Origin of the sequence: Cupriavidus taiwanensis (assembly GCF_900250115.1) — a bacterium.
Lineage (GTDB): Bacteria > Pseudomonadota > Gammaproteobacteria > Burkholderiales > Burkholderiaceae > Cupriavidus > Cupriavidus taiwanensis_B.
Genome location: NZ_LT984803.1, coordinates 2,776,319 through 2,802,077, shown reverse-complemented (window position 1 = coordinate 2,802,077; position 25,759 = coordinate 2,776,319). Strand labels below are relative to the sequence as shown.

Genomic DNA, 25,759 nt, shown 5'->3' with positions numbered 1-25,759 from the left:
GCCTGGCAAGCGCGTCGTCAACGCTTGCGACCGGCGGGCGGCTGCATTACCGTCGGCAGCGCCTTCGGCAACGAATCCGGATAGTCGCGGCTGAAATGCAGCCCGCGGCTTTCATGCCGCGAGTAGGCGCTGTCCACGATCAGCGAAGCCACTTCCACCAGGTTGCGCAGTTCCAGCAGGTCGGTGGTGACGCGGAAATTGGCGTAATACTCGGCAATCTCTTCGCGCAGCAGCACGATGCGGTGCTGCGCGCGTTCCAGGCGCTTGCTGGTGCGCACGATGCCGACGTAGTTCCACATCATGCGGCGCAGCTCGTCCCAGTTGTGCGACACCACGACTTCTTCGTCGGCGTCGGAGACGCGGCTCTCGTCCCACGCCGGCAGCGTGATATCGGGCACGCCGGCCTTGTCCTGCGAGGCGATGTCTTCGGCGGCGGCACGGCCGATCACCATGCATTCGAGCAGCGAGTTCGAAGCCAGCCGGTTGGCGCCGTGCAGGCCGGTGCAGGCGGTCTCGCCGACGGCGTAGAGGTTGCCGATGTCGGTGCGTCCCGAGGTGTCGGTGACCACGCCGCCGCAGGTGTAGTGCGCGGCCGGCACCACCGGAATCGGCTCGCGCGTGATATCGATGCCCAGTTCCAGGCAGCGCGCATGGATGGTGGGGAAGTGTTCCTTCAGGAAGGCCTCAGGCTGGTGCGTGATGTCGAGATAGACGCAGTCCAGCCCGCGCTTCTTCATTTCGAAGTCGATCGCGCGCGCCACCACGTCGCGCGGCGCCAGTTCGGCGCGTTCATCGTGTTCGGGCATGAAGCGCGTGCCGTCGGGCAGCTTGAGCAGGCCGCCTTCGCCACGCACGGCTTCGGAAATCAGGAAGGACTTGGCATAAGGGTGGTACAGGCAGGTGGGGTGGAACTGGATGAATTCCATGTTCGACACCCGGCAGCCTGCGCGCCAGGCCATGGCAATGCCGTCACCGGTGGCCGTATCCGGATTGGTGGTGTAGAGGTAAACCTTGCCCGCACCGCCGGCAGCGAGCACGGTATGCGTCGCGGTGATGGTGTGCACCGCCCCGGTGCGGTCGTCCAACACGTAAAGGCCATAGCAGCGGTTGCCCGGCAGCCCCATCTTACGCGAAGTGATCAGGTCGATCGCGAAGTGGTCTTCCAGGATGGTGATGTTCGGGTGCCGCGTGGCCTGCTGCAGCAGCGTGCTGACCACCGCGTGGCCGGTGGCGTCGGCGGCGTGGATGATGCGCCGGCGGCTATGGCCGCCTTCGCGCGTCAGGTGGAAGCCTAGCTCGGCCTGCGCGTCGCGGGTAAAGGGCACGCCCCGGTCGATCAGCCACTGGATCGCCTCGCGCCCGTGCTCGACGATAAAGCGGGTGGCTTCCTCATCGCATAGCCCGGCACCGGCAAGGAGGGTGTCCTGGGTGTGCTCGTCGTGGCTGTCGCCGGAGTCCAGCACCGCGGCGATGCCGCCCTGCGCCCAGTCGCTGGCGCCTTGCGTCATGGCGCGCTTGCTGAGGATGGCCACCCGGTGGGTGTCGGCCAGTTGCAATGCGACCGTAAGGCCGGCCAGGCCGCTGCCGACGATGGCGACGTCGTAATTCATGGTGCAAGGAGAGCGCCGGCAGGGCGCTTGGCAGATTGGGGGAAACGGCAAAGTCTACACCCGGTGCGCCATCCCGTGCATCAGCGCGAGGGGGCCGATGTGCAATCGATGGGCATTATCGACGGGCAACAAAATCGACGGGCAACAAAAAGCCCCGCGGCAGGGCGGGGCTTTCTGGCGGGATACCGGATCAATTACTTGATCTTGGTTTCCTTGTAAGCGACGTGCTTGCGGGCGACGGGATCGAACTTCATGATCTCCATCTTTTCCGGCATGGTGCGCTTGTTCTTGGTGGTGGTGTAGAAGTGACCGGTACCTGCGGTCGATTCCAGCTTGATCTTGTCGCGGCCGCCCTTGCTTGCCATGATGTACTCCTAATTAGACTTCGCCGCGTGCACGCAGGTCGGCGAGCACGGAGTCGATGCCTTTCTTGTCGATCAGGCGCAGGCCGGCGTTCGAGACGCGCAGGCTCACCCAGCGGTTTTCGGATTCAACGAAGAAACGACGATTCTGCAGGTTGGGCAGAAAACGGCGCTTGGTCTTGTTGTTTGCGTGGGAAACGTTGTTGCCGACCATCGGCGCTTTCCCGGTCACTTGACAGACGCGTGCCATGAAGCACTCCTAAATCTTCTATTCGTGGACAATGTTCGCAACAGATCAACAAAAGGCGCGCGGGCCCGGACTGCAGCGGTTGAGACTTCAGCAAAACGGGCATTATAGACCGGATTCACTCAGCGGATCAATGCCTTCTGTGCTTCGCCATTGCCAGTGTTGCACCCGGTTCATTGTCGCGGTTCATGCCGTGGCGTAGGCATCACAACCCGGGAAGGCGCTCGCAGGATTCGGCCAGCGAGCGGATTTCCTGCCCTGCCACGATGAAGTGGTCGAGCAGCCGCACATCGATCAGGTCGAGCGTGCGCGCCAGTTCGCGCGTCAGGTGGATGTCGCTCTGGCTCGGTTCGGTGGTGCCGCGCGGATGGTTGTGGGCGACGATGATGCCGGCCGCGTTATGCGACAGGGCGTGGCGCGCCACCTCGCGCGGGTACACCGAGGTCCGTGTCAGCGTGCCGCGAAACAGCTCCTCGCTGGCAAGCATGCGGTTGCCGGGGTCCAGGAACAGGCACAGGAAGACCTCATGCTGCAGCGGTGCCAGCGTCAGGCGCAGGTAACTGCGCACCGACTCCGGTGAGTTGAAGCCGGCCGGCAGCCGCAGCGACTCGGCCAGCGCGCGCCGGGCGAGCTCGGGGATGGCTTGCAGTTGGGCGAATTTTGCGGTGCCCATGCCGCGCACGCCGGCCAGGGCGTTGCCCTCGGCGGCGAACAGGGCGGTCAGCGAGCCAAAGCGGTGCAGCAGTTCGCGTGCCAGGTCCACGGCACTTTTGCCCGCCGCGCCCACGCGCAGCAGCACGGCCAGCAATTCGGCATCAGACAGGGCGGCAGCGCCGCTTTCCAGCAGTTTCTCGCGGGGCCGCTCGCAGGCGGGCCATTTGGCAATGGTCATGGGCATCCAGGGTAGTCGCGTCGGGAACAGGGCCTGCGGCCCTGGGGCGGCGGGCAATGGGCCAGTCGAATACAATACGGGTTGTTCCTTGGTTGATCACCCATGAATTTGCAAACTTTCGCGTCGGAAGCCGACGGCGGCACGGCTGGCCGCAAGACTGTCCAGGCCGACTCCTTCCTGACCTTGCACTACAGCATCGCGCTCGAGAACGGCACCGAGGTCGTCAGCACGTTCGAAGAAAAGCCTGCGACGCTGCTGCTGGGCCAGGGCCAGTTCGCGCCCACGCTCGAGCAGGCGCTGCTGGGCATGCCCGAAGGCGAACGCATGACCTACCGCCTGGCGCCGGAGCAGGCCTTCGGCCCGCGCAACGCCGAACTGCTGCAGTGGGTGTCGCTGGCCACGCTGCGCGAGAACAGTTCGTTCGAAGAGGACTACAGCCCGGGTGACCTGGTCGAGTTCAACGCGCCCGGCGGTGGCAAGTACGCCGGCGTGCTCAAGGAGATTGGCGAGACCGCCGCGTTGTTCGACTTCAACCATCCGCTGGCTGGGCAGACCATCCTGTTCGACGTGCAGCTGATCGGCATTCTCTGAACGTCGCCACGTCGAACCTGTCCGGATACCGCAGCATGCCCGACCTGACCCCCGCAACCGACGCAGAAATCCTGATGGCCCAGCCGCGCGGCTTCTGCGCCGGCGTGGACCGCGCCATCGAGATCGTCGAGCGCGCGCTCGAGCGCTTCGGCGCCCCTATCTACGTCCGCCATGAAATCGTCCACAACGCCTATGTGGTGGCCGACCTGCGCCGCAAGGGCGCGGTGTTCGTGGGCGAGCTCGACGAGGTGCCCGCCGGCGCCACCGTCATCTTCAGCGCCCATGGCGTGTCGCGCGAAGTGCGCGAAGACGCGGCCCGGCGCGGATTGCACGTGTTCGATGCGACCTGCCCGCTGGTGACCAAGGTGCATGTCGAAGTCAGCAAGCTGCGCGCGCAGGGCTGCGAGATCGTGATGATCGGCCATCGCGGCCACCCCGAGGTCGAAGGCACCATGGGCCAGGCCAACGGTGGCATGGTGCTGGTCGAGTCGGTCGGCGATGTCGGGACGCTGCAGATCGCCGATCCGTCGCGGCTGGCCTATGTCACCCAGACCACGCTGTCGGTGGACGAGACCAGCGAGATCGTGGCCGCGCTCAAGGCCCGCTTCCCGGAGATCCGCGAGCCCAAGAAGCAGGACATCTGCTATGCCACGCAAAACCGCCAGGACGCGGTGAAGTTCATGGCGCCGCAGGTCGAGGTGGTGATCGTGGTCGGCAGCCCCAACAGCTCCAACTCCAACCGCCTGCGCGAGCTGGCCGAGCGCCTGGGCGTGCCGGCCTATATGGTGGACGCGCCCGAGCAGGTGCGGTCCGAATGGGTCGCCGGCAAGCGTCGCATCGGCCTGACCGCCGGGGCCTCGGCGCCGGAAGCGCTGGCCCAGTCCATCGTCGCGCGCCTGCGCGAACTGGGTGCGCGCCAGGTGCGTCCGCTCGACGGCATCGAGGAAAACATGGCGTTCCCGCTGCCGCGCGGGCTGTTGCCCACCAGCGCAGCGGCCTGAACATGGCGCGGGCATGCCCGCCCGAATGCCCGGCCTGATAAAGGGGCGCCGCGCTTGCGGCGCCCTTTTTGTTTCTGGCTCGCCGGCTTGGGATTAATGCCCGCTGCTGGTGCCGCGGCGCCCGCCATTCGTGCGTGGCGCAAATCAGGGTAATCCCCGAAGCTGGGGTTTTCCCTATTATGGTGCGGCGCTACATTCTGCACATTAGAGAGAAGCACGATCCCATATAAATGAAACGCCTAATTAATAATGGTGCATTATAGGTGGTGCCGGCGATGCTTCCTGGCCGCCTGGGGCGCCGCAGGCACGGTTCTTGTAAGAAGGAGGGGCGGCCGCGTCATGTGAGCGGGAATTGCCGCAATCTGTGCATTGGGGAAATTCCCTAGCTCAAATGCGCGGTAAATCGTCAAGGATGTTGCGTCGCGTATTGCATCGACTAAGAAAGGGGATACAATGCGCGCGTTTCAAATTGAAACTAAACAACGGCGGTCCAGGGAAACGTCCGGGAGGCGTTGCAAATCCCTGTTTTTGTGAATCCTAGGAGATCACTCATGCAAATCACGTTTGCCAAGATTCTGCCGATCGCGGCCGCAGTGGCGCTGGTCGCAGCTTGCGGCAAGAAGGAAGAAAAGCCGGCGGATGCGGCCTCTTCGGCGCCGGCAGCCGCGGCTCCGGCAGCGCCTGCGGCCGGTGGCGGCGAGACCGTCGTCAAGATCGGCCATGCGGCCCCGCTGACCGGCGGCATCGCGCACCTTGGCAAGGACAACGAAAACGGCGCCCGCCTGGCCGTGGAAGAAGTGAACAAGTCCGGTCTGGAAGTCGGTGGCAAGAAGGTCAAGCTGGAACTGATCGGCGAAGACGATGCCGGCGACCCCAAAACCGGCACCGCCGTGGCCCAGAAGCTCGTCGACGCCAAGGTGGCGGCGGTGGTCGGCCACCTGAACTCGGGCGTGTCGATCCCGGCCTCCAAGATCTACAGTGACGCCGGCATCGTGCAAATCTCGCCGTCGTCGACCAACCCGGACTACACCAAGCAGGGCTTCAAGACCACCTACCGCGTGGTGGCTACCGATGCCCAGCAAGGGCCGGCCCTGGCCAACTACGCGGCCAAGACCCTGCACGCCAAGAGCGTGGCGATCGTCGACGACGCCACCGCCTATGGCAAGGGCCTGGCAGACGAGTTCGAGAAGACCGCCAAGGCGGCGGGCGTGAACGTGGTGGCGCGTGAAGCTACCAACGACAAGGCCACCGACTTCAAGGCGATTCTGACCAAGATCAAGGGCAAGAAGCCGGACGTCATCATGTACGGCGGCATGGACGCCACTGGCGGCCCGTTCGCCAAGCAGGCCCGTGAACTGGGCATCCCTGCCAAGATCGTCGGCGGCGACGGTGTCTGTACCGACAAGGTGGCCCAGCTGGCCGGCGATGCCGTGTCGAACATCATCTGCTCGGAGGCAGGCCTGGCCCTGTCGCGCATGGAGCAGGGCGCCGACTTCGACAAGCGCTACCAGGCCCGTTTCAACGCGCCGGTGCAGATCTACGCGCCGTTCACGTATGACGCGGTGATGGTCATCGTCGATGCCATGAAGCGCGCCAACTCCACCGAACCGGCTGCCATCCTGGCCGAAATGCCCAAGACCAACTACAAGGGCGTGATCGGCAATATCGCCTTCGACGAGAAGGGCGACATGAAGGAAGGCACCATCACGCTGTACGAGTACAAGGACAAGAAGAAGTCCGTCCTCGACGTCGTGAAGATGTAATCCGGGCTTACCGGCCCATCCGAACGGCACCGTGAGTATTTTGCGGTGCCGTTCTTTTTAGCCTCGCCTAATGTAGAAGCATCCTTACCATGGATGGAGCAGGGCAGGCCGCTCACCAGCAAAGCAACCACCGCAACGTTACCCATTCCACACCAGGGTCCCCCCGGCATCCACACCATGCCGTAAGGTCAGGGACTGAAGCAGGAGTTTTCATGGATATCTTTATCCAGCAGATCGTGAACGGTCTGGTGCTCGGCAGCATTTACGCGCTGATCGCACTGGGTTACACCATGGTCTACGGCATTCTCGGCATCATCAACTTCGCCCACGGCGACGTGCTGATGATCGGCGCGCTGACCGCCCTGTCAGCCATCCTCGGATTGCAGAAGTTTGCCCCCGGCCTGCCTGAATGGCTGACGCTGGTGATCGCCACGCTGATCGCCATGCCGGTCTGCGCGATCCTGTCCTATTCGATCGAGCGGGTCGCCTACCGGCCCTTGCGCAATGCGCCACGGCTGGCCCCGCTGATCACCGCGATCGGGGTTTCCATCATCCTGCAGACGGTGGGCATGCTGATCTGGTCGCGCAACCCGCTGACGTTCCCGCAGCTGCTGCCGTCCGAACCCATCGACATCGGCGCCACTGGCGCCACCATCACCGGCAAGGAGATGGTCATCATCGGCATGGCCGTGATGGTGATGTCCGGCCTGCTGGCCCTGGTCAACCGCACCAAGCTCGGCCGCGCCATGCGCGCCACCGCCGAGAACCAGAAGGTGGCCGGCCTGATGGGCGTGAACCCCAATTTCGTCATTTCCGCCACCTTCATGATCGGCGCCACGCTGGCCGCGCTGGCCGGCGTGATGATGGCCACCAACTACGGCAACGCCCATTTCTACATGGGCTTCATTCCGGGCCTGAAGGCGTTTACCGCCGCGGTGCTGGGCGGCATCGGCAACCTGGCGGGCGCCATGGTCGGCGGCATGCTGCTGGGCCTGATCGAGGCGCTCGGCGCCGGCTATATCGGCGACCTGACCAATGGCGTGTTCGGCTCGAACTACCAGGACGTCTTTGCCTTCATCGTACTGATCACCGTGCTCGTCTTCCGTCCGTCCGGCATCATGGGCGAACGCGTGGCGGATCGCGCCTGAGGAGAGCGAAGCCATGAATACCCCGATTCCATCCACGGCCGCCGTCGCGGCGCCGACCAAGGTGCCGGCCAAGACCCTGGCCGCACTGATTGGCTTCCTGGTGGTCGCGCTGTGCGCACCGTTCATCGTCCAGACCCTGGGCGGCAACTACTGGGTCCGCGTGCTGGACTTTGCGCTGCTGTACATCATGCTGGCGCTGGGCCTGAACATCGTGGTCGGCTTTGCCGGCCTGCTTGACCTGGGCTATATCGCGTTCTACGCGGTGGGCGCCTACATGATGGCGCTGCTCGGCTCGCCGCACCTGGCGAACCAGTTCGAGTGGATCCAGCAACTGTTCCCGGGCGGCATCCACCTGTCGATGTGGTTCGTGCTGCCGCTGGCGATCCTGGTGGCCGCCACCTTCGGCGTGCTGCTGGGGGCGCCGACGCTCAAGCTGCGCGGCGACTACCTGGCCATCGTCACGCTGGGCTTCGGCGAGATCATCCGCATCTTCATGAACAACCTGGACCGCCCGGTGAACATCACCAACGGTCCCAAGGGCATCACCGCGGTCGACCCCGTGCATATCTTCGGCTTCGATTTCTCGAAGTCGCACGAGATCTTCGGGCTCAAGTTCACGCCGGTGTTCATGTACTACTACCTGCTGGTGTTCCTGGTCATCGTGATCGTGTTCGTGTGCCTGCGCCTGCAGACCTCGCGCATCGGCCGTGCCTGGGTTGCCATCCGCGAAGACGAGATCGCCGCCAAGGCGATGGGCATCAACACCCGCAACATCAAGCTGCTGGCGTTCGCCATGGGTGCGTCGTTCGGCGGCGCCTCGGGCGCGGTGTTCGGCGCGTTCCAGGGCTTCGTCTCGCCGGAATCGTTCACGCTGTGGGAATCGATCTATGTGCTGGCGATCGTGGTGCTGGGCGGCATGGGCCATATCCCGGGGGTGATCCTGGGCGGCGTGCTGCTGGTGGGCTTCCAGGAACTGCTGCGCGTGGTCGCCGAGCCGATCCAGACCGGCGTGTTCGGCCATGTGATCGTCGATGCCGAAGTGCTGCGCCAGCTGCTGTTCGGCCTGGCCCTGGTTGGCGTCATGCTGTATCGCCCGGCGGGCATCTGGCCGTCGCCGCGCAAGGAAGACCGCCCGGTGGTGCGCCGTGCGGGCAGCGTGGGCCGTTTCTGACCAGGAGGACAACATGAGCAACAACGATTTCCTCCTGTCGGTACAGGGGGTCAACAAGCGTTTCGGCGGCCTGCAGGCGCTGTCGGATGTGGGCCTGCAGATCAAGCCGGGCGAGATCTATGGCCTGATCGGTCCCAACGGCGCTGGCAAGACCACGTTCTTCAACGTGATCACCGGGCTGTACACGCCGGATGCGGGCGAGTTCGTGCTGGGCGGCAAGCCCTACCAGCCGACCGCCGTACATGAAGTGGCCAAGGCCGGCATCGCGCGAACGTTCCAGAACATCCGCCTGTTCGGCGAGATGACCGCGCTCGAGAACGTGATGGTCGGGCGCCACGTGCGCTCCAAGGCCGGCGTGTTCGGCGCGATCTTCCGTCCGCCCTCGGTGCGGCGCGAGGAAGAGGGCATCGAAGACATGGCGCATGACCTGCTCGACTACGTCGGCATCGGCAAGTACGCCAACTTCACCGCGCGCAACCTGTCCTACGGCCACCAGCGCCGGCTCGAGATCGCGCGCGCGCTGGCGACCGAGCCCAAGCTGCTGGCGCTGGACGAACCTGCCGCCGGCATGAACGCGACCGAGAAGGTCGAACTGCGCGGCCTGCTCGACAAGATCAAGAACGATGGCAAGACCATCCTGCTGATCGAGCACGACGTGAAGCTGGTGATGGGCTTGTGCAACCGCCTGACGGTGCTGGACTACGGCAAGGTGATTGCCCAGGGCCTGCCGCATGAGGTGCAGAACAACCCCGCGGTGATCGAGGCCTACCTCGGCACTTCGGCGCACTGATGGCGGGAGGAAAGCAATGAATCAGCCAGCAATGAAACAGACAGTACTGAAGATCTCCGGCCTGAAGGTTGCCTACGGTGGCATCCAGGCCGTCAAGGGTATCGACCTGGAAATCAAGGACGGTGAGCTCGTCACGCTGATCGGCGCCAACGGCGCCGGCAAGACCACCACCATGAAGGCCATCACCGGCCTGCAGGGCTGGGCCGGCGGCGACGTGGAGTACATGGGCAAGTCGATCAAGGGCGTGCCCAGCTACACGCTGCTCAAGCAAGGGCTGGCGATGGTGCCGGAAGGCCGCGGCGTGTTCGCGCGCATGACCATCACCGAGAACCTGCAGATGGGCGCCTACACGCGCAACGACGAGGCCGGCATCAAGGCCGACGTCGATCGCATGTTCGGCATCTTCCCGCGCCTGAAGGAACGTGCCAACCAGCTGGCGGGCACCATGTCGGGTGGCGAGCAGCAGATGCTGGCGATGGCGCGAGCGCTGATGAGCCAGCCCAAGGTGCTGCTGCTGGACGAGCCCTCGATGGGCCTGTCGCCGATCATGGTCGACAAGATCTTCGAGGTCGTGCGCGATATCTCGGCGCAGGGCGTGACCGTGCTGCTGGTCGAGCAGAACGCGCGCCTGGCGCTGCAGGCCGCGCACCGCGGCTACGTGATGGAGTCCGGCCTGATCACCATGAGCGGCGAGGCCAGCCAGATGCTGGACGACCCCAAGGTGCGGGCCGCCTACCTGGGCGAGTAAAGGCGTTAGCCAGGGCGGGCGGTTTTGGGTGCACCAAAGCCGCTCGAGCTTGTCTGGGCCTTGTTTTCCCTCTCCCCTCAGCGGGAGAGGGCTGGGGAGAGGGGTGGTTTAGCAAGGTGCCACATCAAGCGGGGCCAACGGTTTTAACCCCGCTGGCCTCAGCCTTTGACGTTCCTGCCCTCTCCCCCGACCCCTCTCCCGCAAGCGGGAGAGGGGAGCAAGCCTGCAGCAGGCAGAGTTTGTCAGTAGCCCTCAGGCCTCGCCTCGCGCGAGGCCTTTTTTGCTCAGGCCAGCTTCTTCAGCAGCGTGCGCAGCATGCCGATCATCTGGTCGATCTCTTCGCGCGTGACGTTCAGCGCCGGCATGAAGCGCAGCAGGTTGGCGCGCGGCGCGTTCAGCAGCAGGCCCTGCGGCGCCATGTCGCGCGCTTCTTCCACCAGCTGCGGGCCGATGTCCTTGCCCAGCAGCAGCGCGCGCAGCAGGCCTTCGCCGCGTTCGCCGCCCAGGCCGAACTCGGCCGACAGCGCCAGCAGCTGTTCCTTCAGGTAGTCGCCCTTGGCCTTGACCTCGTCCAGGAAGCCGGGCGCGGTCAGCTGCTCGATCACGGCGCTGCCGACCGCGGTCATCAGCGGGTTGCCGTTGTAGGTGCCGCCCTGGTCGCCGGCCTCGAAGCTGGCGACCTCGGCCTTGCACAGCAGCGCCGACAGCGGCACGCCGCCGCCGATGCCCTTGCCCAGCGTCATGATGTCCGGCTCGACGCCCGCCAGCTCGTACGCGAACAGCGTGCCGCAGCGGCCGCAGCCGGCCTGCACTTCATCGACGATCAAAAGCAGCTTGTGCTTGTCGGCAAGCGCGCGCAGGCCCTGCATGAACTCGCGCGTGGCGGGGATCACGCCGCCTTCGCCCTGCACCGGCTCGAGCATGATGCCGACGGTCTTGTCGGTGATCAGCTGCTCGACCGAGGCCAGGTCGTTGAGCTCGGCGCGGGGGAAACCCGGCACCTGCGGTGCAAAGATGGTGTCCCAGCCGGCCTTGCCCGACGCGCTCATGGTGGCGAGCGTGCGGCCATGGAAGCTGTGGTCCATGGTGATGATCTCGTAGGCGCCGTCCTTGTGCTTGCGGCCCCATTTGCGCGCCAGCTTGATCGCGCCCTCGTTGGCCTCGGCACCGCTGTTGGCGAAGAAGACCTTGTCGAAGCAGCTATGGTCGGTCAGCTGCTTGGCCAGCTTCAGCATCGGTTCGTTGTAGAACGCCGGGCTGGGGTTGATCAGCTTGTGCGACTGCGCCACCAGCGCGTCGATCATGCCCTGGTTGGAATGGCCCAGGCAGTTCACCGCCCAGCCCTGCACGAAGTCCAGGTAGCGCTTGCCGTTGTGATCCGTCAGCCAGGAGCCCTTGCCTTCGGTGAACACGAGCTCGGGGCGGTTGGTGATGTACATCAGGGATTGGACGGGATACTCAGCAAATGCCATGGCGGACTCCAGGGGTCGGCGTGTAACGATGGACGGACGGGCGCGCAAGACGCAACCAAAACAAAAAGCCACGGGGGTTGCCCGTGGCTCGTTGACATGAACAGACGCAGTCGACGGTCAGCCGCGCGGCACCCCAGCGGGGAGCGACGTACGGAAGCTGCGGCGTCGGTTGAAGGTCGTGTGCATGCGGGCAAATATAAGGCGCACGGGCCCGGGTGTCAAAACGAATTTTGGCGGGCCCGGGCATTGTTGCGCTGGCGGAACGGCGCGCGGACGGCGCTCAGGCCGCCGGCGGGGCCGCGTGCATGTCGGCCTCGGAGGTGAACGAGTCGGCGAAGAACGCGTCTTCGTGCAGCTTGCACTGGCGCGTGAAGTCACCGCGCGCGGCGTTGATCATCACCGGCGCGCCGCAGGCGTAGACCTCGTGGCCCGACAGGTCGGGGTGGTCGGCGATCACCGCCTGGTGGACGAAGCCGGTGCGGCCATGCCAGTTGTCTTCGGGCAGCGCGTCGGAGACCACCGGCACGTACCGGAAGTTGGGCAGGTCGCGCGCCCACTGCTCGGCCAGCGCGTGCAGGTACAGGTCCTTGGGCCGGCGGCCGCCCCAGTACAGCGTCATCGGGCGCTGGATGCCGGTGTAGGCGGCATGCTCGACGATGGCCTTGATCGGCGCGAAGCCGGTGCCGGAAGCCAGCAGGATGATCGGCGCTTCCGAGTCCTCGCGCAGGAAGAAGCTGCCCAGCGGCCCTTCGAAGCGCAGGATGTCGCGCTCCTTCATGGCCGGCTGGCCTTCCTTCGCGCCGAACACGTAGTCGGTGAAGGCGCCGCCCGGCATATGGCGGATATGCAGTTCGATCGGGCCGTCCTCGTGCGGCGGCGTGGCGATCGAATAGCTGCGGCGCTTGCCGTCGCGCAGCAGGAACTCGACGTACTGGCCGGCCAGGTACTGCATGCGCTCGGTCGCCGGCAGCTGCAGCTTGATCGCGATCACGTCATCGGCCAGGCGCTCCAGCGAGGTCACGCGGCACGGCACCTTCTTGATCGGGATGTCGCCGGCGCCATGGACTTCGCGGCATTCGATGGTGATGTCCGAGCTGGCATTGGCGCAGCAGAACAGCGCGCGGCCCTCGGTCTTTTCCTGGGCGGTCAGCGCCGACGGGGCATGGTCGCCCTGCACGATGCTGCCTTCGAGCACGCGGCCCTTGCACGAACCGCAGGCGCCGTTCTTGCAGCCGTAGGGCAGCCCGATGCTGTGGCGCAGGGCCGCGCCAAGGATGGTTTCGTCCGCGGCCACTTCAAACTTGTGGCCGCTGGGCATGACGGTTACTTGATAAGCCATAATCGGTCTATGAGCCAAATTCTGTCGAAGCTGCAGCCTGCGCGGTTCCCACAGCCACCGCAACCACCGCAACCCTCGCGGCTGCCCACGCCGTCGCGCCGGCTGGGCCGCCCGCGCCTGCTGATCGTCGGGTGCGGGGATGTGGGGACGCGCTGCCTGCGAATCCTGTCGTCGCGCATGCGTGTCTTTGCCGTGACCTCGCAGCCGGCACGCCGCGCCGAGCTGCGCGCCGCCGGCGCGGTGCCGCTGGTGGCGGACCTGGACCGGCCGGCCACGCTGGCGCGGCTGCGCGGGCTGGCCACGCGGGTGCTGGACCTGGCGCCGCCACCCGGGCAGGGCGAAGGCGATCCGCGCACGCGTGCACTGCTCGCCGCATTGCGCCGGGCCGCCTGGCGCCGTGCCAGGACGGCTGCCGGCATGCTGCCCGGCGAACCCGCCATTCTACCCGACCGTACCGGGCCCCGCGCTGCCTTTGTCTACGCCAGCACCACCGGCGTCTACGGCGACCGCCAGGGCGCGCGCGTGGCCGAATTCCATCCGGTGCGGCCGCAGACCGCGCGCGCGCGCCGCCGCGTCGCCGCCGAGCAGGCGGTGCGCGCGTTCGGCCGCGACGCCGGCTGGCGCGCCAGCGTGGTGCGCATCCCCGGCATCTACGCCGAGGACCGCCTGCCGCTGGCGCGGCTCAGGCGCGGCACGCCGGCACTGGTGCCGCAGGACGACGTCTACACCAGCCACATCCACGCCGACGACCTCTCGCGCATCATGGTGGCGGCGCTGTTCCGCGGTCGCCCGCAGCGCGTGGTCCACGCCAGCGACGATACCGAACTGCGCATGGCGGATTACTTCGACCTCGTCGCCGAGCGCCGCGGGCTGCCGCGCCCGCCACGCATCACACGCGGCGAAGCGCTCCAGGTGATCGGCCAGACCTTGCTGAGCTTCATGAGCGAGTCGCGCCGGCTCGACAACCGCCGGCTCAAGCGCGAACTGCGCCTGCGGCTGCGCTATCCCACCGTCGCCGACTTCTTCGGCTGATTGCTCCAACGTCGTCCCCGTGCCGCTGGCACGGGGCTTGCTGTCCCACGGCGTCTTCTGGTCCCTGTCTATACAGCAACACTTTTCGCGCGCCTGACTGGTGCCGGCGGTTCATGCCCACGATCAGGACGGTGCATCGCCTGAAGGCCGGTTCCGTGATGGAATGCGCTTTTCAAGGCGATTATCCGCCCGGTTGCTTGGTGGAAGCCCTACGTTGACTTGTATATACAGGCATTGTTTAATGCCCGAAAACGAGCACGGCCACACGCATGGCCTGACGTCGACGGACACACCAAAGGAGCGTACAGATGAGGATTCCAAGCAGGTTTCGCGGTCGGGTGGCAGCGCAGGCGATGATGCTGGCCACGGCCCTGGCGGCGGGCGCGGCCCAGGCGCAAAACACGCCGGTGACGCTCGGCATGAGCGGGTGGACCGGCTTTGCGCCGCTGACGCTGGCCGACAAGGCGGGCATCTTCAAGAAGAACGGCGTCGACGTCGAGATCAAGATGATCCCGCAGAAGGACCGCCACCTGGCGCTGGCCTCGGGCGCGATCCAGTGCGCGGCCACTACCGTGGAAACCCATGTAGCCTGGAACGCCAATGGCGTCCCCATCACCCAGATCGTCCAGCTCGACAAGTCCTACGGTGCCGACGGCCTGGCCGTGCGCGCCGACGTGAAGAGCTTTGCCGACCTCAAGGGCAAGACCATCGGCGTCGATGCGCCGGGGACCGCGCCGTACTTCGGGCTGGCCTGGATGCTGAAGAAGAACGGCATGTCGCTCAAGGACGTGAAGACCACCACGCTGTCGCCGCAGGCCGCGGCGCAAGCCTTCGTGGCCGGGCAGAACGATGGCGCCATGACCTACGAGCCGTACCTGTCAACGGTGCGCCAGAACCCGGACAAGGGCAAGATCCTGGCCACCACGCTCGACTATCCGATGGTGACCGACACGCTGGGCTGCGCGCCCAAGTGGCTCAAGGACAATCCCAAGGCCGCGCAGGCGCTGGTCGACAGCTACTTCGAGGCGCTCGAGATGATCCGCAAGGAGCCGGCCAAGGCCAACGACATCATGGGCGCGGCGGTCAAGCAGACCGGCGAACAGTTCGCCAAGTCGTCCGCCTACCTGCGCTGGCAGGACCGAGAGGCCAACAAGAAATTCTTCGAGGGCGAGCTCGCCAGCTTCAGCAAGGAAGCGGCCGCGGTGCTGCTGGACATTGGCGTGATCCGCCAGGTGCCGGACGTGACCAGGCTGTACGACGCGCGTTTCCTCAAGTAACCCGGCAGCTCTCAGGAGGCGTGACGTCATGACGCAAGCCCGTATAGGTTCACCCGCCCCGGCCGCCGCCGTGGCGGCCTCCGCCGCCGCCGAAGCCCCGCCGCGCCGGCGCCATCCGTGGCTGGCACCGCTGGTGCCGGTGGCGCCCAACACTCGCTGGATGCTGGGGCTGTCCTTCTTCGTGCTGTTCTTCGGCGTGTGGGCCGTGGTGACGCTGGGCGGCTTCGTGCCGCGCACCTTCCTGGCCGACCCGATGACGATGGCCAGGGAAGGCCTGACCCTGTTCACCGAGTACAACTTCATCGGCGACATCGGCATGACCGTCTGGCGCGTGGTCGGCGGTTTCGTGCTGGCGGCGGTGCTGGCGGTGCCGCTGGGCATCTTCATGGGCGCGTACAAGGCGGCCGAGGCCTTCTTTGAGCCCTTTGTCTCGTTCTGCCGCTACCTGCCGGCGTCGGCCTTCATCCCGCTGCTGATCCTGTGGGCCGGCATCGGCGAGACCCAGAAGCTGCTGGTGATCTTCATCGGCTCGTTCTTCCAGATCGTGCTGATGGTGGCGGTGGCGGTCGGCGGCGCGCGCAAGGACCTGGTCGAAGCCGCGTACACGCTGGGCGCCAACAGCGCCGGCATCGTGCGGCGCGTGCTGATCCCGGGCGCGGCGCCGGAAATCGCCGAGATCCTGCGGCTGGTGCTGGGCTGGGCCTGGACCTATGTGATCGTGGCCGAACTGATCGGCTCGTCGTCGGGCATCGGGCACATGATCACCGACAGCCAGGCGCTGCTCAATACCGGGCAGATCATCTTCGGCATCATCGTGATCGGCTGCATCGGCCTGGTCTCGGACCTTGTCTTCAAGCGCGCCAACCAGCGCCTGTTCCCGTGGAGTTCGATCCAATGAGCGCACTGTCCATCCAGCAGGTCTCGCGGACCTTCTCCAACCCGCGCGGCGGCCAGACCCTGGCGCTGCAGCCGGTCGACTTCGAAGTGCGCGACAACGACTTCGTCACCATCCTGGGTCCGTCGGGCTGCGGCAAGTCCACGCTGCTGCGCATCGTCGCGGGCCTGGATACCCCGACCAGCGGGCGCGTGCTGCTCGACGGCCAGCCGGTGTTCGCGCCGGGCGCGGACCGCGGCATGGTGTTCCAGTCGTACACGCTGTTTCCGTGGCTGACGATCGAGCAGAATGTGCGCTTCGGCCTGCGCGAGCGCGGCATGAGCGCGGCCGAGCAGAAAGAGCGCAGCGACTTCTTTATCCAGCGCGTGGGGCTGCGCGGCTTCGAGCACCACTTCCCCAGGCAGCTGTCCGGCGGCATGCAGCAGCGCACCGCGATCGCGCGCGCGCTGGCCAACGATCCCAAGATCCTGCTGCTAGACGAGCCCTTCGGCGCGCTCGACAACCAGACCCGCGTGCTGATGCAGGAGTTGCTGCTGGGGATCTGGGAGGCGTCGCGCAAGACGGTATTATTCGTGACCCACGATATCGACGAGGCCATCTTCATGGCCAACCGGGTGGCGGTGTTTTCCGCCAGGCCGGGTCGGATCAAGAGCGAGATCGCGGTCGATTTTCCGCATCCGCGCCATTACACGATCAAGACCACGCCGGAGTTCTCCGCGCTCAAGGCGCGGCTGACCGAGGAAATCCGCGCCGAGGCCATGGCCGCGGTCGAGCACTAAGACCTTATGAACCACGCCGCCGGCACCCCGACTTCCGCTTCTGCCTCTCCCACCGCGCTCTACCAGCAGGTGAAGGAGTACATCGCCCGCCAGATCCAGAGCGGCGCGTGGCAGCCGGGCGACCGGGTGCCGTCGGAGCAGGAACTGGTGAACCGCTTCGGCGTCTCGCGCATGACCGTCAACCGGGCGCTGCGCGAGCTGCAGGAGCAGGGCCGGGTGGTGCGCGTGGCCGGCGTCGGCACCTTCGTCGCCGAGCACAAGCCGCAGTCGACGCTGCTGTCGGTGGTCAACCTGCAGGACGAGATCCGCATGCGCGGGCATGACTACGCCTGCGACGTGATCCTGGTGGAGCGGGTGTCGGCGTCGATCGAGGTGGCCGCGGCGCTGGAGCTGCGCACCGGCGAGTCGGTGTTCCATTCCGTCTGCGTGCACCGCGAGGACGGCGTGCCGGTGCAGCTCGAGGACCGCTACGTCAATCCGCGCGTGGCGCCCGACTTCATCACGCAGGATTTCAGCGAGACCCAGCCCGGCGAATACCTGCTGCGCCACGTGCCCTACGACCAGGTCGAGCATGTGGTCGACGCCATTGCCGCCACGCCGGAGCAGGCCGCGCAGCTGGAAATGCCGCCGACGCAGGCCTGCCTGATGCTGACCCGCCGCACCTGGACCAATGGCGTGCCGGTGACCTTTGTGCGCTGCCTCCACCCCGGCAACCGCTATCGCCTCGGCAGCCGCTTCCGCGCCGACGGCAATCCCGCTTTCGGCTGACGGCACAAGAATCCGCCTGACGACCTCCAATTTTTACTAAGCTGTTTACCTCAAGCTGTATAGACAGGAACATACAAATGACTGCGAGCCCACATGACCACGCCAACCTTCCGCTGCTGACGCTGCAGCCGGGCCAAGTCACCCTGGCCGACCTGCGCCGCATCTACCGCGGCGAGGTGCGCCTGGCCATGGCCGATTCAGCCTGGGCCGGCGTGCGCGCCGCGCAGGCCACGGTGCAGGACATCATCGATGCCGACGCGGTGGTCTATGGCATCAACACCGGCTTCGGCAAGCTGGCGCAGACGCGCATTCCCAACGACAAGCTGGCGCAACTGCAGCGCAACCTGGTGCTCTCGCACAGCGTCGGCACCGGTCCGGACCTGGCCGAGGACACGGTGCGGCTGATCCTGGCGACCAAGGCTGTCAGCCTGGCGCGCGGCCATTCGGGTGTGCGTCCCGAACTGATCGAGGCCCTGCTGGCGCTGGTCAACCATGGCGTGACGCCGTGCATTCCCGCCAAGGGTTCGGTCGGCGCCTCGGGTGACCTGGCGCCGCTGGCGCATATGTCGTGCACGCTGATCGGCGTGGGCGAGGTGATGGTGGGCGGCAAGCGCATGCCGGCGGCCGAGGGTTTGGCCCATGCCGGCCTGCAGGCCTTCGAACTGGGCCCCAAGGAAGGCCTGGCGCTGCTCAATGGCACGCAGGTGTCGACCGCGCTGGCGCTGGCCGGGCTGTTCGCCGCCGAGGACGCGTTTGCCGCGGGCCTGGTCGCCGGGGCGCTGTCGCTGGAAGCGATCAAGGGCTCGGTCAAACCGTTCGATGCCCGCATCCACGAAGCCCGCGGCCAGGCCGGCCAGATCGCCGTGGCCGGCGCCGTGCGCGCGATGCTGGACGGCAGCGAGATCGTCGACTCGCACAAGGCCTGCGGCCGCGTGCAGGACCCGTATTCGATCCGCTGCCAGCCGCAGGTAATGGGCGCATGCCTGGACAACCTGCGGCACGCCGCGCGCATCCTGGAAATCGAAGCCAATGCCGCCTCGGACAACCCGCTGGTGTTCTCCGGGCAGGGCGACGTGGTTTCCGGCGGCAACTTCCACGCCGAGCCGGTGGCCTTTGCCGCCGACATCATCGCGCTGGCGATCGCCGAGATCGGCGCGATCTCCGAGCGCCGGCTGGCGCTGCTGCTCGATACCGGCCTGTCCGGCCTGCCGCCGTTCCTGGTGCGCGACGGCGGCCTGAACTCGGGCTTCATGATCGCGCAGGTGACGGCCGCCGCGCTGGCCTCCGAGAACAAGTCGCTGGCGCATCCGTCCAGCGTGGACAGCCTGCCGACCTCGGCCAACCAGGAAGACCATGTGTCGATGGCCACCTACGGCGCGCGCCGGCTGGGCGAGATGGCTGCCAATACCGCGGTGGTGGTCGGCATCGAGGCCATGGCCGCGGCACAGGGCATCGAATTCCACCGGCCGCTGAAGTCGTCGCCGCTGGTGGAACAGGAACTGGCCCGCATCCGGGCGCGGGTGGATTTTGTGGAAGGCGACCGTTACCTGGCGCCGGATATCGAAGCGATGAAGCAGTGGGTGGTGCAGGGGGATGCGGGGGCGGGGTGGCCTGCTGCCGTTCGGGAGATTTTGCCGACTAACGCAAGTTGATACGCCGGCCCTCTCCCCCGGTCCCTCTCCCGCAGGCGGGAGAGGGCAGCAAACCGGCAGCCTCTCCGGCCCTGTCTGGTGTCTCCCCTCTCCCGCGCGCGGAAGAGGGGCGGGGGAGAGGGCCAGTGCTTCCACGGGCTATCTCGTACCAAGTGGCACCAGTCTGAATCGATCGCGCCACCAGCGCTATCCAATGGAGAACACAACATGAACGCTCCCGAATCCCAATCCCTGCAACGCGGCCAGCGCGAGATCCGCGCGCCGCGCGGCACCCGGCTGCACTGCAAGAACTGGCTGATCGAAGCCGCGTACCGCATGATCCAGAACAACCTGGACCCTGACGTGGCCGAGCGCCCGCAGGACCTGGTGGTGTACGGCGGCATCGGCAAGGCCGCGCGCAACTGGGAATGCTTCGACGCCATCCTCGACAGCCTGCGTCGCCTCGGTGAAGACGAGTCGCTGCTGGTGCAGTCGGGCAAGCCGGTCGGTGTGTTCCGCACGCACCCGGACGCGCCGCGCGTGCTGATCGCCAACTCCAACCTGGTGCCGCACTGGGCTACCTGGGACAAGTTCAACGAACTTGATCGCGCCGGGCTGATGATGTACGGCCAGATGACCGCGGGCTCGTGGATCTACATCGGCACGCAGGGCATCGTGCAGGGCACCTACGAGACCTTTGTCGAGGCCGGCCGCCAGCACTACAACGGCGACCTGTCGGGCAAGTGGATCCTGACCGCCGGCCTGGGCGGCATGGGCGGGGCGCAGCCGCTGGCGGGCGTGCTGGCGGGTGCGTGCGTGCTCGCGATCGAGTGCCAGGAATCGCGCATCGACTTCCGCATCCGCACGCGCTATCTCGACAAGAAGGCCACCACGCTGGACCAGGCACTGGCGATGATCGCCGAGGCCACGGCAAACAAGGAAGCGATTTCGGTCGGCCTGCTCGGCAACGCCGCCGACATCGTGCCGGAACTGGCCAAGCGCGCGCAGGCCGGCGGCATGCGCCCGCATATCGTTACCGACCAGACCTCGGCGCATGACCTGGTCAACGGCTACCTGCCGCAAGACTGGACCGTCGCGCAGTGGGAGCAGGCGCGCCAGCACGATCCCAAGTCGGTGGAAGCCGCCGCGCGCCCGTCGATCGCCAGGCACGTGCAGGCCATGCTCGACTTCCAGAAGATGGGGGTGCCGACGGTGGACTACGGCAACAACATCCGCCAGGTGGCTTTCGACGAAGGCGTGCAGAATGCCTTCGATTTCCCCGGTTTCGTGCCGGCCTATATCCGCCCGCTGTTCTGCCGCGGCAAGGGCCCGTTCCGCTGGGTCGCGCTGTCGGGCGATCCCGAGGATATCTACAAGACCGACGCCAAGATGAAGGAGCTGTTCCCCGACGACAAGCCCCTGCACCGCTGGCTCGACATGGCGCACGACCGCATCGCCTTCCAGGGCCTGCCGGCGCGGATCTGCTGGGTGGGCCTGGACGAGCGCCACCGCGCGGGGCTGGCCTTCAACGAGATGGTGAGGTCGGGCGAGTTGAAGGCGCCGGTGGTGATCGGCCGCGACCATCTGGACTGCGGCTCGGTGGCGTCGCCGAACCGCGAGACCGAAGCGATGCGCGACGGCTCCGATGCGGTGTCGGACTGGCCGCTGCTGAACGCGCTGCTGAACACTGCCGGCGGCGCGACCTGGGTCAGCCTGCACCACGGCGGCGGCGTAGGCATGGGCTTCTCGCAACACTCCGGCGTGGTGATCGTGTGCGACGGCACCCAGGCGGCGGCAAAGCGTATCGAGCGCGTGCTGTGGAACGATCCGGCCACCGGCGTGATGCGCCATGCCGATGCGGGCTATGACCTCGCCATCGCCTGCGCGCACGAGAAGGGCCTGGACCTGCCGATGGTGAAGGGCGCATGAGCCCGGCGCTGTTGCAAGCCTTCGCCCTGGCTGAGATCGCGCCCACGCGCTGGAAGAACGGTGGCGGCAACACGCGCGAGATCGCGGTGTGGCCGCCGGGTGCAGGCATGGATGACTTTGTCTGGCGCCTGAGCGTGGCCGATATCGAACGCGACGGCCCGTTCTCGGCGTTCCCGGGCATCGACCGCCAGATCGTGCTGCTCGACGGCGCGGGCGTGACGCTGCGCGCGGACGACGGCAGCTTCAGCCACCCCCTGGCCGGCGTCGGCGAGCCGTTCGCGTTTTCCGGCGACACCAGCCTGCAGGCGACGCTGCGCGACGGTGCCACGCGCGATTTCAACGTGATGACGCGGCGCGGACACTGCCGTGCGCGCGTCGAGGCGTTCCGCGCGGCGTTTGCGGTCAGCACCGGCAGCCACACGCTATGCCTGCTGGCCGTCAACGGTGCCTGGCAGGCGCAGCACGCCGCCACGCTGCTGCAACCGGGCGACGGCCTGCTGGCCGGGGCCGCGGCTTGCGCATCGACCCTCGCGTTTGAACCTGTCGGTGACGCGGCGCTGTGCCTGTGCGTCACCCTGGAGATGGAGTCCGCTCAATGACCTTGCCCTCTGTATCCTCCGCGCCCAGCGCGGACGGTGTCTGGCACAACTGCCACCTGCTGCCCGACGCCGATCCCGCGCAGGCGATCCGCGATGCCGCGCTGGTGGTCGAGCACGGCCGCATCGCCTGGCTCGGCGCGGCAGCGGACTTGCCCGAGGCCTGGCGCGGTGCGCCGCGCCATGACGCCAACGGTGCCTGGATCACCCCGGGGCTGGTCGATTGCCACACCCACCTGGTCTACGGCGGCCAGCGTGCCGACGAATTCGCCATGCGCCTGGCCGGCGCCGGCTATGAAGAGATCGCACGCGCCGGCGGCGGCATCGTGTCGACGGTGCGCGCCACGCGCGGCGCCGACGAAGACACGCTGTTCGCACAGGCCGGGGCGCGCTTGCAGCCACTGCTGGCCGAGGGCGTCACCGCCATCGAGATCAAGTCCGGCTATGGCCTGAACCTGGAATCGGAGCGCAAGCAGCTGCGCGTGGCGCGCCGGCTGGGCCAGCACTTCGGCATTTCGGTCTACAACACCTTCCTCGGCGCGCACGCGCTGCCGCCGGAATACGCGGGCCGTGCCGACGACTATATCGAGCTGGTCTGCAACACCATGCTGCCGGCGCTGGCCGGCGAGGGCCTGGTCGATGCCGTCGATGCCTTCTGCGAGTCGATCGGCTTCTCGATCGCGCAGACGGAGCGGGTGTTCGACGCCGCCGCGCGCCATGGGCTGCGCGTCAAGCTGCATGCGGAGCAGCTCAGCAACCTGGGCGGCGCCGCGCTGGCGGCACGCCATCGCGCGCTCTCGGCCGACCATCTCGAGCATCTGGACCAAGCGGGCGTGGCCGCGATGGCTGAGGCCGGCACGGTCGCGGTGCTGCTGCCGGGCGCCTACTACTTCCTGCGCGACACCAAACTGCCGCCGATCGCGCTGCTGCGCCAGTACGGCGTACCGATGGCGATTTCCACCGACCACAACCCCGGCACCTCGCCGGTGACTTCGCTGCTGCTGATGATGAATATGGCGTGCACGCTGTTCCGCCTGACCGTGCCCGAAGCGCTGGCCGGCGTCACCGCGCACGCCGCGCGCGCCTTGGGCGCGGCCGATCGCCATGGGCGCCTGGCAGTGGGACGGATGGCCGATTTCGCGCTGTGGCGCATCGATTCGCCCGCCGAGCTGGCGTACTGGTTCGGCCGCAATCCGGTCGCGACGGTGGTGCGCCAGGGGCGCGTCCATGGTTGCGCGGGAGCTGCGGCATGAGCGCGCAACTGTTTGCGCCATTCGCACTGCTGCCGGACGGCTGGGCCCGCGACGTGCTGCTGGCCTGGGATGAGCAGGGCCGCTTCACCGCCGTGCAGCCGGGGGCGGCGCGCGGCGCCGGCGTGCCGCTGGCGGCGGGCCCGGTGCTGCCGGGCATGCCCAACCTGCATTCGCATGCGTTCCAGCGCGGCTTTGCCGGCCTGACGGAGTTCCGCAGCTGCCCGCAGGGCGAGGATCCGGCCGGCGCCGATTCGTTCTGGAGCTGGCGCACGCTGATGTACCGCTTCGCACAGCGGCTCTCGCCCGACACGCTGGAAGCAATCGCCACGCAGCTCTATATCGAGATGCTGCGCGCGGGCTACACCAGCGTGTGCGAATTCCACTACGTGCATCACGATGAGGACGGCAGGCCCTACGCCGATGCCGCCGAGATGTCGCTGCGACTGCTGCGCGCGGCGCAGCGCACCGGCATCGGCATGACGCTGCTGCCGGTGCTGTACCAGAGCGCGGGCTTTGGCGGCCAGCCGCCGCTGGCCGGACAGCAGCGCTTCCTGCACGATACCGATGCCATGCTGAAGCTGCTGGAACGGCTGCATCCGGCGTGCGCGCAGTCCGGCGCGCGCCTCGGGCTGGCACCGCACTCGCTGCGCGCGGTGCCGGAGGCAAGCCTGGCGCACGCGCTGGCGGGACTGCGCGCGCTCGACGCGCAGGCGCCGGTCCATATCCATATCGCCGAGCAGCAGAAGGAGGTCGACGACTGCATCGCGTGGTCGGGCACGCGGCCGGTGACGTGGCTGTTCGACCATGTTGAAGTCGACGCGCGCTGGTGCCTGGTGCATGCCACCCACATGGACTGGGACGAGCGCCGGCGCCTCGCGCACAGCGGCGCGGTGGCCGGCATCTGCCCGACCACCGAGGCCAACCTGGGCGACGGCGTGTTCGAGGCCGCGCCCTACCTGGCACAGCGGGGCGCGTGGGGCATCGGCTCGGACAGCCATGCCAGCGTCAGCGTGGCGGAGGAGTTGCGGCTGTTCGAGTACGGGCAGCGGCTGGGCCTGCAGCGCCGCAACGTGCTCGCATCCGACACCCACGCGCAGGTGGCCGACCGCCTGTACCTGGAAGCGGTGGCCGGCGGCGCACGTGCGTCGGGCCGCGCGGTGGCCGGACTGGCAGCGGGCCAGCAGGCCGATTTCGTGGTGCTGGACGGCGCGCATCCGACGCTGGCGGGACTCGACGGGCCGCAGGCACTGGCCACGCACGTGTTCGCCTGCCACGGCCATGAGACACTAGCGGAAGTCCGCACCGCCGGCCGCAGCCGCGTGCAGCATGGCGCGCATCCGCTGCAGGCGGACGCCGGACGCCTGTTCATCGCGGCGCGCGCCAGCCTGCTGGCCGACTGAAACCGGGCGCACGCCCACAGCATTGCAACCACCATGTCCTTTACCACCGATACCCCCGCCTTCACCCTGCACCGGGGCACGCGCCCGTTGCTGGTATCGATGCCGCATGTCGGCACGCTTCTGCCCGCATCGGTCTCGCAGCGTCTGACCGCCGAAGCCCGCACCGTGCCCGACACCGACTGGCACCTGGAACGCCTGTACGATTTCGCCCGCGAACTCGGCGCGTCGGTGCTGGCGGCCACCCACTCGCGCTACGTGGTCGACCTGAACCGCCCGCCGGACAACGCCAACCTGTATCCCGGCCAGGACACCACCGGGCTGTGCCCGGTCGACACCTTCGACAAGACGGCGCTATACGCCGACGGCAACGGTCCCGACGACGCCGAGATCGCCGCGCGCCGCGATGCGATCTGGCGCCCCTACCACCAGGCGCTGGCCGACGAGCTGGCACGGCTGCGGGCAGCGCATGGCACGGTCGCGCTGTGGGACGCGCATTCGATCCGTTCGGTGCTGCCGCGCTTCTTCGACGGCAAGCTGCCCGACTTCAACCTCGGCACCGCCAACGGCGACAGCTGCGACGCCGCGCTCGCCGGCCGGCTGCTGGAACAGGCCAGCGCGGTGCCGGGCCATACCGCGGTGCTCAACGGGCGCTTCAAGGGCGGCTACATCACGCGGCAATACGGCAAGCCGGCCGACGGCGTGCATGCGGTGCAGCTGGAGCTGTCGCAGTCCGCCTACATGAGCGAGGTGTATCCGTTCGCCTACGACGAGGCGCGGGCGTCGGCGCTGCAGCCGGCGCTGCGGGGCATGCTGGCGACGGTGCTGGAGTTCGTCGAGTCGCGCTGAGTGGGACGCCTTCGGCTGCGCTGCGCGCGCTCCCTATCTCAGGTCGTGGGCTCGGGCACGGAGTGCGTCGCTGCGCTCGCATGGCGTTGTCGCGGCCGAGCCCAACGGCCGGTCTTCTTCCGCATGTTTTCTCCCCTCTCCCGCGTGCGGGAGAGGGCCGGGGGGGGAGGGCCGGCACATCCACGAAGTCAACCGCATCAATCCCTGCGCATCCACATC

The 25,759-nt window shown here is 67.2% G+C and carries 24 protein-coding genes; 18 read left to right on the top strand and 6 right to left on the bottom strand.

Going from position 1 to position 25,759, the window contains the following annotated elements; all coding sequences use genetic code 11:
- Window positions 1–17: 17 nt before the first annotated feature.
- From nadB to radC, 4 genes are all read right to left on the bottom strand, one after another.
- The gene (gene nadB / locus CBM2586_RS13065) at window positions 18–1,610 is read right to left on the bottom strand and encodes an L-aspartate oxidase (protein WP_115687926.1); all 1,593 of its coding nucleotides are present in this window, start codon (window positions 1,608–1,610) and stop codon (window positions 18–20) included.
- 194 nt (window positions 1,611–1,804) lie between these two features.
- Window positions 1,805–1,975, bottom strand: a complete 171-nt coding sequence (rpmG, locus tag CBM2586_RS13060) for a 50S ribosomal protein L33 (protein ID WP_010814980.1) — start codon at window positions 1,973–1,975, stop codon at window positions 1,805–1,807.
- Window positions 1,976–1,988: 13 nt separating this feature from the next.
- Complete coding sequence (gene rpmB / locus CBM2586_RS13055; protein WP_006575661.1) at window positions 1,989–2,222, bottom strand: 50S ribosomal protein L28; 234 nt, start codon at window positions 2,220–2,222, stop codon at window positions 1,989–1,991.
- Window positions 2,223–2,424: 202 nt separating this feature from the next.
- Complete coding sequence (gene radC, locus CBM2586_RS13050) at window positions 2,425–3,111, bottom strand: RadC family protein (RefSeq protein ID WP_115661287.1); 687 nt, start codon at window positions 3,109–3,111, stop codon at window positions 2,425–2,427.
- 102 nt (window positions 3,112–3,213) lie between these two features.
- Here radC and CBM2586_RS13045 point away from each other — a divergent pair, with 102 nt between their 5' ends.
- The 7 genes from CBM2586_RS13045 to CBM2586_RS13015 all read left to right on the top strand — a co-directional run bounded on the left by CBM2586_RS13045 (window position 3,214) and on the right by CBM2586_RS13015 (window position 10,323).
- Window positions 3,214–3,702: an FKBP-type peptidyl-prolyl cis-trans isomerase gene (locus CBM2586_RS13045; protein WP_012353738.1), complete on the top strand. Its 489-nt coding sequence runs from the start codon at window positions 3,214–3,216 to the stop codon at window positions 3,700–3,702.
- A gap of 35 nt (window positions 3,703–3,737) precedes the next feature.
- On the top strand, window positions 3,738–4,703 hold the full coding sequence (gene ispH, locus CBM2586_RS13040; RefSeq protein WP_115661288.1) for a 4-hydroxy-3-methylbut-2-enyl diphosphate reductase: 966 nt from the start codon (window positions 3,738–3,740) through the stop codon (window positions 4,701–4,703).
- A 551-nt stretch (window positions 4,704–5,254) separates the two neighbouring features.
- Complete coding sequence (locus CBM2586_RS13035; protein WP_115661289.1) at window positions 5,255–6,466, top strand: branched-chain amino acid ABC transporter substrate-binding protein; 1,212 nt, start codon at window positions 5,255–5,257, stop codon at window positions 6,464–6,466.
- Between the two features lie 212 nt (window positions 6,467–6,678).
- Window positions 6,679–7,614, top strand: coding sequence for a branched-chain amino acid ABC transporter permease (locus CBM2586_RS13030; protein WP_115661290.1), 936 nt, complete (start codon window positions 6,679–6,681; stop codon window positions 7,612–7,614).
- Window positions 7,615–7,627: 13 nt separating this feature from the next.
- On the top strand, window positions 7,628–8,785 hold the full coding sequence (locus CBM2586_RS13025) for an ABC transporter permease subunit (RefSeq protein ID WP_115661291.1): 1,158 nt from the start codon (window positions 7,628–7,630) through the stop codon (window positions 8,783–8,785).
- Between the two features lie 13 nt (window positions 8,786–8,798).
- Entirely contained in the window at window positions 8,799–9,575 is a 777-nt protein-coding gene (locus CBM2586_RS13020) for an ABC transporter ATP-binding protein (protein ID WP_115661292.1), read from the top strand.
- Window positions 9,576–9,606: 31 nt separating this feature from the next.
- Window positions 9,607–10,323, top strand: a complete 717-nt coding sequence (locus CBM2586_RS13015; protein ID WP_115687924.1) for an ABC transporter ATP-binding protein — start codon at window positions 9,607–9,609, stop codon at window positions 10,321–10,323.
- Between the two features lie 284 nt (window positions 10,324–10,607).
- Here CBM2586_RS13015 and CBM2586_RS13010 read toward each other — a convergent pair whose 3' ends face one another.
- On the bottom strand, window positions 10,608–11,795 hold the full coding sequence (locus CBM2586_RS13010) for an acetylornithine transaminase (RefSeq protein ID WP_115661294.1): 1,188 nt from the start codon (window positions 11,793–11,795) through the stop codon (window positions 10,608–10,610).
- Between the two features lie 280 nt (window positions 11,796–12,075).
- Window positions 12,076–13,134, bottom strand: coding sequence for a CDP-6-deoxy-delta-3,4-glucoseen reductase (locus tag CBM2586_RS13005; RefSeq protein WP_115661295.1), 1,059 nt, complete (start codon window positions 13,132–13,134; stop codon window positions 12,076–12,078).
- Between the two features lie 9 nt (window positions 13,135–13,143).
- On the opposite strand from CBM2586_RS13005, the gene CBM2586_RS13000 reads away from it, so the two are divergent.
- From CBM2586_RS13000 to hutG, 11 genes are all read left to right on the top strand, one after another.
- A complete protein-coding gene (locus CBM2586_RS13000; RefSeq protein WP_115687922.1) occupies window positions 13,144–14,166 on the top strand; it encodes an NAD-dependent epimerase/dehydratase family protein in 1,023 nt (340 codons plus the stop codon).
- 308 nt (window positions 14,167–14,474) lie between these two features.
- Window positions 14,475–15,443: an ABC transporter substrate-binding protein gene (locus tag CBM2586_RS12995; protein WP_115687920.1), complete on the top strand. Its 969-nt coding sequence runs from the start codon at window positions 14,475–14,477 to the stop codon at window positions 15,441–15,443.
- A gap of 28 nt (window positions 15,444–15,471) precedes the next feature.
- Window positions 15,472–16,341, top strand: a complete 870-nt coding sequence (locus tag CBM2586_RS12990; RefSeq protein ID WP_115661298.1) for an ABC transporter permease — start codon at window positions 15,472–15,474, stop codon at window positions 16,339–16,341.
- Window positions 16,338–17,117, top strand: coding sequence for an ABC transporter ATP-binding protein (locus CBM2586_RS12985; protein ID WP_115661299.1), 780 nt, complete (start codon window positions 16,338–16,340; stop codon window positions 17,115–17,117). Before CBM2586_RS12990 ends, CBM2586_RS12985 begins: the two co-directional genes overlap by 4 nt.
- 6 nt (window positions 17,118–17,123) lie before the next feature.
- Complete coding sequence (gene hutC, locus CBM2586_RS12980; RefSeq protein ID WP_012353725.1) at window positions 17,124–17,885, top strand: histidine utilization repressor; 762 nt, start codon at window positions 17,124–17,126, stop codon at window positions 17,883–17,885.
- Window positions 17,886–17,962: 77 nt separating this feature from the next.
- Entirely contained in the window at window positions 17,963–19,537 is a 1,575-nt protein-coding gene (gene hutH, locus CBM2586_RS12975) for a histidine ammonia-lyase (RefSeq protein WP_115687918.1), read from the top strand.
- 207 nt (window positions 19,538–19,744) lie between these two features.
- Entirely contained in the window at window positions 19,745–21,445 is a 1,701-nt protein-coding gene (gene hutU, locus CBM2586_RS12970; protein ID WP_115661301.1) for a urocanate hydratase, read from the top strand.
- Window positions 21,442–22,044 carry a HutD/Ves family protein gene (locus tag CBM2586_RS12965; RefSeq protein WP_115661302.1) on the top strand — a complete coding sequence of 201 codons (603 nt, stop codon included), beginning with the start codon at window positions 21,442–21,444 and terminating at the stop codon, window positions 22,042–22,044. The genes hutU and CBM2586_RS12965 overlap by 4 nt, the downstream gene beginning before the upstream one ends.
- Window positions 22,041–23,294, top strand: coding sequence for an imidazolonepropionase (gene hutI / locus CBM2586_RS12960; protein ID WP_115687916.1), 1,254 nt, complete (start codon window positions 22,041–22,043; stop codon window positions 23,292–23,294). The genes CBM2586_RS12965 and hutI overlap by 4 nt, the downstream gene beginning before the upstream one ends.
- The gene (locus tag CBM2586_RS12955) at window positions 23,291–24,694 is read left to right on the top strand and encodes a formimidoylglutamate deiminase (protein WP_115687914.1); all 1,404 of its coding nucleotides are present in this window, start codon (window positions 23,291–23,293) and stop codon (window positions 24,692–24,694) included. Before hutI ends, CBM2586_RS12955 begins: the two co-directional genes overlap by 4 nt.
- Before the next feature lie 33 nt (window positions 24,695–24,727).
- Window positions 24,728–25,540, top strand: coding sequence for an N-formylglutamate deformylase (gene hutG, locus CBM2586_RS12950; protein WP_115687912.1), 813 nt, complete (start codon window positions 24,728–24,730; stop codon window positions 25,538–25,540).
- Window positions 25,541–25,759 lie beyond the last annotated feature (219 nt).

Excerpts from the sequence above, each read along its gene's own strand:
- CBM2586_RS12985 (WP_115661299.1), top strand. The coding sequence starts at position 16,338 with ATGAGCGCACTGTCCATCCAGCAGGTCTCGCGGACCTTCTCCAACCCG.
- CBM2586_RS13015 (WP_115687924.1), top strand. The coding sequence starts at position 9,607 with ATGAAACAGACAGTACTGAAGATCTCCGGCCTGAAGGTTGCCTACGGT.
- hutG (WP_115687912.1), top strand. The coding sequence starts at position 24,728 with ATGTCCTTTACCACCGATACCCCCGCCTTCACCCTGCACCGGGGCACG.
- CBM2586_RS13000 (WP_115687922.1), top strand. The coding sequence starts at position 13,144 with ATGAGCCAAATTCTGTCGAAGCTGCAGCCTGCGCGGTTCCCACAGCCA.
- CBM2586_RS12990 (WP_115661298.1), top strand. The coding sequence starts at position 15,472 with ATGACGCAAGCCCGTATAGGTTCACCCGCCCCGGCCGCCGCCGTGGCG.
- CBM2586_RS13035 (WP_115661289.1), top strand. The coding sequence starts at position 5,255 with ATGCAAATCACGTTTGCCAAGATTCTGCCGATCGCGGCCGCAGTGGCG.
- nadB (WP_115687926.1), bottom strand. The coding sequence starts at position 1,610 with ATGAATTACGACGTCGCCATCGTCGGCAGCGGCCTGGCCGGCCTTACG.
- CBM2586_RS13020 (WP_115661292.1), top strand. The coding sequence starts at position 8,799 with ATGAGCAACAACGATTTCCTCCTGTCGGTACAGGGGGTCAACAAGCGT.
- CBM2586_RS13005 (WP_115661295.1), bottom strand. The coding sequence starts at position 13,134 with ATGGCTTATCAAGTAACCGTCATGCCCAGCGGCCACAAGTTTGAAGTG.
- hutI (WP_115687916.1), top strand. The coding sequence starts at position 22,041 with ATGACCTTGCCCTCTGTATCCTCCGCGCCCAGCGCGGACGGTGTCTGG.
- hutU (WP_115661301.1), top strand. The coding sequence starts at position 19,745 with ATGAACGCTCCCGAATCCCAATCCCTGCAACGCGGCCAGCGCGAGATC.
- CBM2586_RS13030 (WP_115661290.1), top strand. The coding sequence starts at position 6,679 with ATGGATATCTTTATCCAGCAGATCGTGAACGGTCTGGTGCTCGGCAGC.
- CBM2586_RS12965 (WP_115661302.1), top strand. The coding sequence starts at position 21,442 with ATGAGCCCGGCGCTGTTGCAAGCCTTCGCCCTGGCTGAGATCGCGCCC.
- radC (WP_115661287.1), bottom strand. The coding sequence starts at position 3,111 with ATGACCATTGCCAAATGGCCCGCCTGCGAGCGGCCCCGCGAGAAACTG.
- CBM2586_RS13025 (WP_115661291.1), top strand. The coding sequence starts at position 7,628 with ATGAATACCCCGATTCCATCCACGGCCGCCGTCGCGGCGCCGACCAAG.
- ispH (WP_115661288.1), top strand. The coding sequence starts at position 3,738 with ATGCCCGACCTGACCCCCGCAACCGACGCAGAAATCCTGATGGCCCAG.
- hutH (WP_115687918.1), top strand. The coding sequence starts at position 17,963 with ATGACTGCGAGCCCACATGACCACGCCAACCTTCCGCTGCTGACGCTG.
- rpmG (WP_010814980.1), bottom strand. The coding sequence starts at position 1,975 with ATGGCAAGCAAGGGCGGCCGCGACAAGATCAAGCTGGAATCGACCGCA.
- CBM2586_RS12955 (WP_115687914.1), top strand. The coding sequence starts at position 23,291 with ATGAGCGCGCAACTGTTTGCGCCATTCGCACTGCTGCCGGACGGCTGG.
- CBM2586_RS12995 (WP_115687920.1), top strand. The coding sequence starts at position 14,475 with ATGAGGATTCCAAGCAGGTTTCGCGGTCGGGTGGCAGCGCAGGCGATG.
- CBM2586_RS13010 (WP_115661294.1), bottom strand. The coding sequence starts at position 11,795 with ATGGCATTTGCTGAGTATCCCGTCCAATCCCTGATGTACATCACCAAC.
- hutC (WP_012353725.1), top strand. The coding sequence starts at position 17,124 with ATGAACCACGCCGCCGGCACCCCGACTTCCGCTTCTGCCTCTCCCACC.
- rpmB (WP_006575661.1), bottom strand. The coding sequence starts at position 2,222 with ATGGCACGCGTCTGTCAAGTGACCGGGAAAGCGCCGATGGTCGGCAAC.
- CBM2586_RS13045 (WP_012353738.1), top strand. The coding sequence starts at position 3,214 with ATGAATTTGCAAACTTTCGCGTCGGAAGCCGACGGCGGCACGGCTGGC.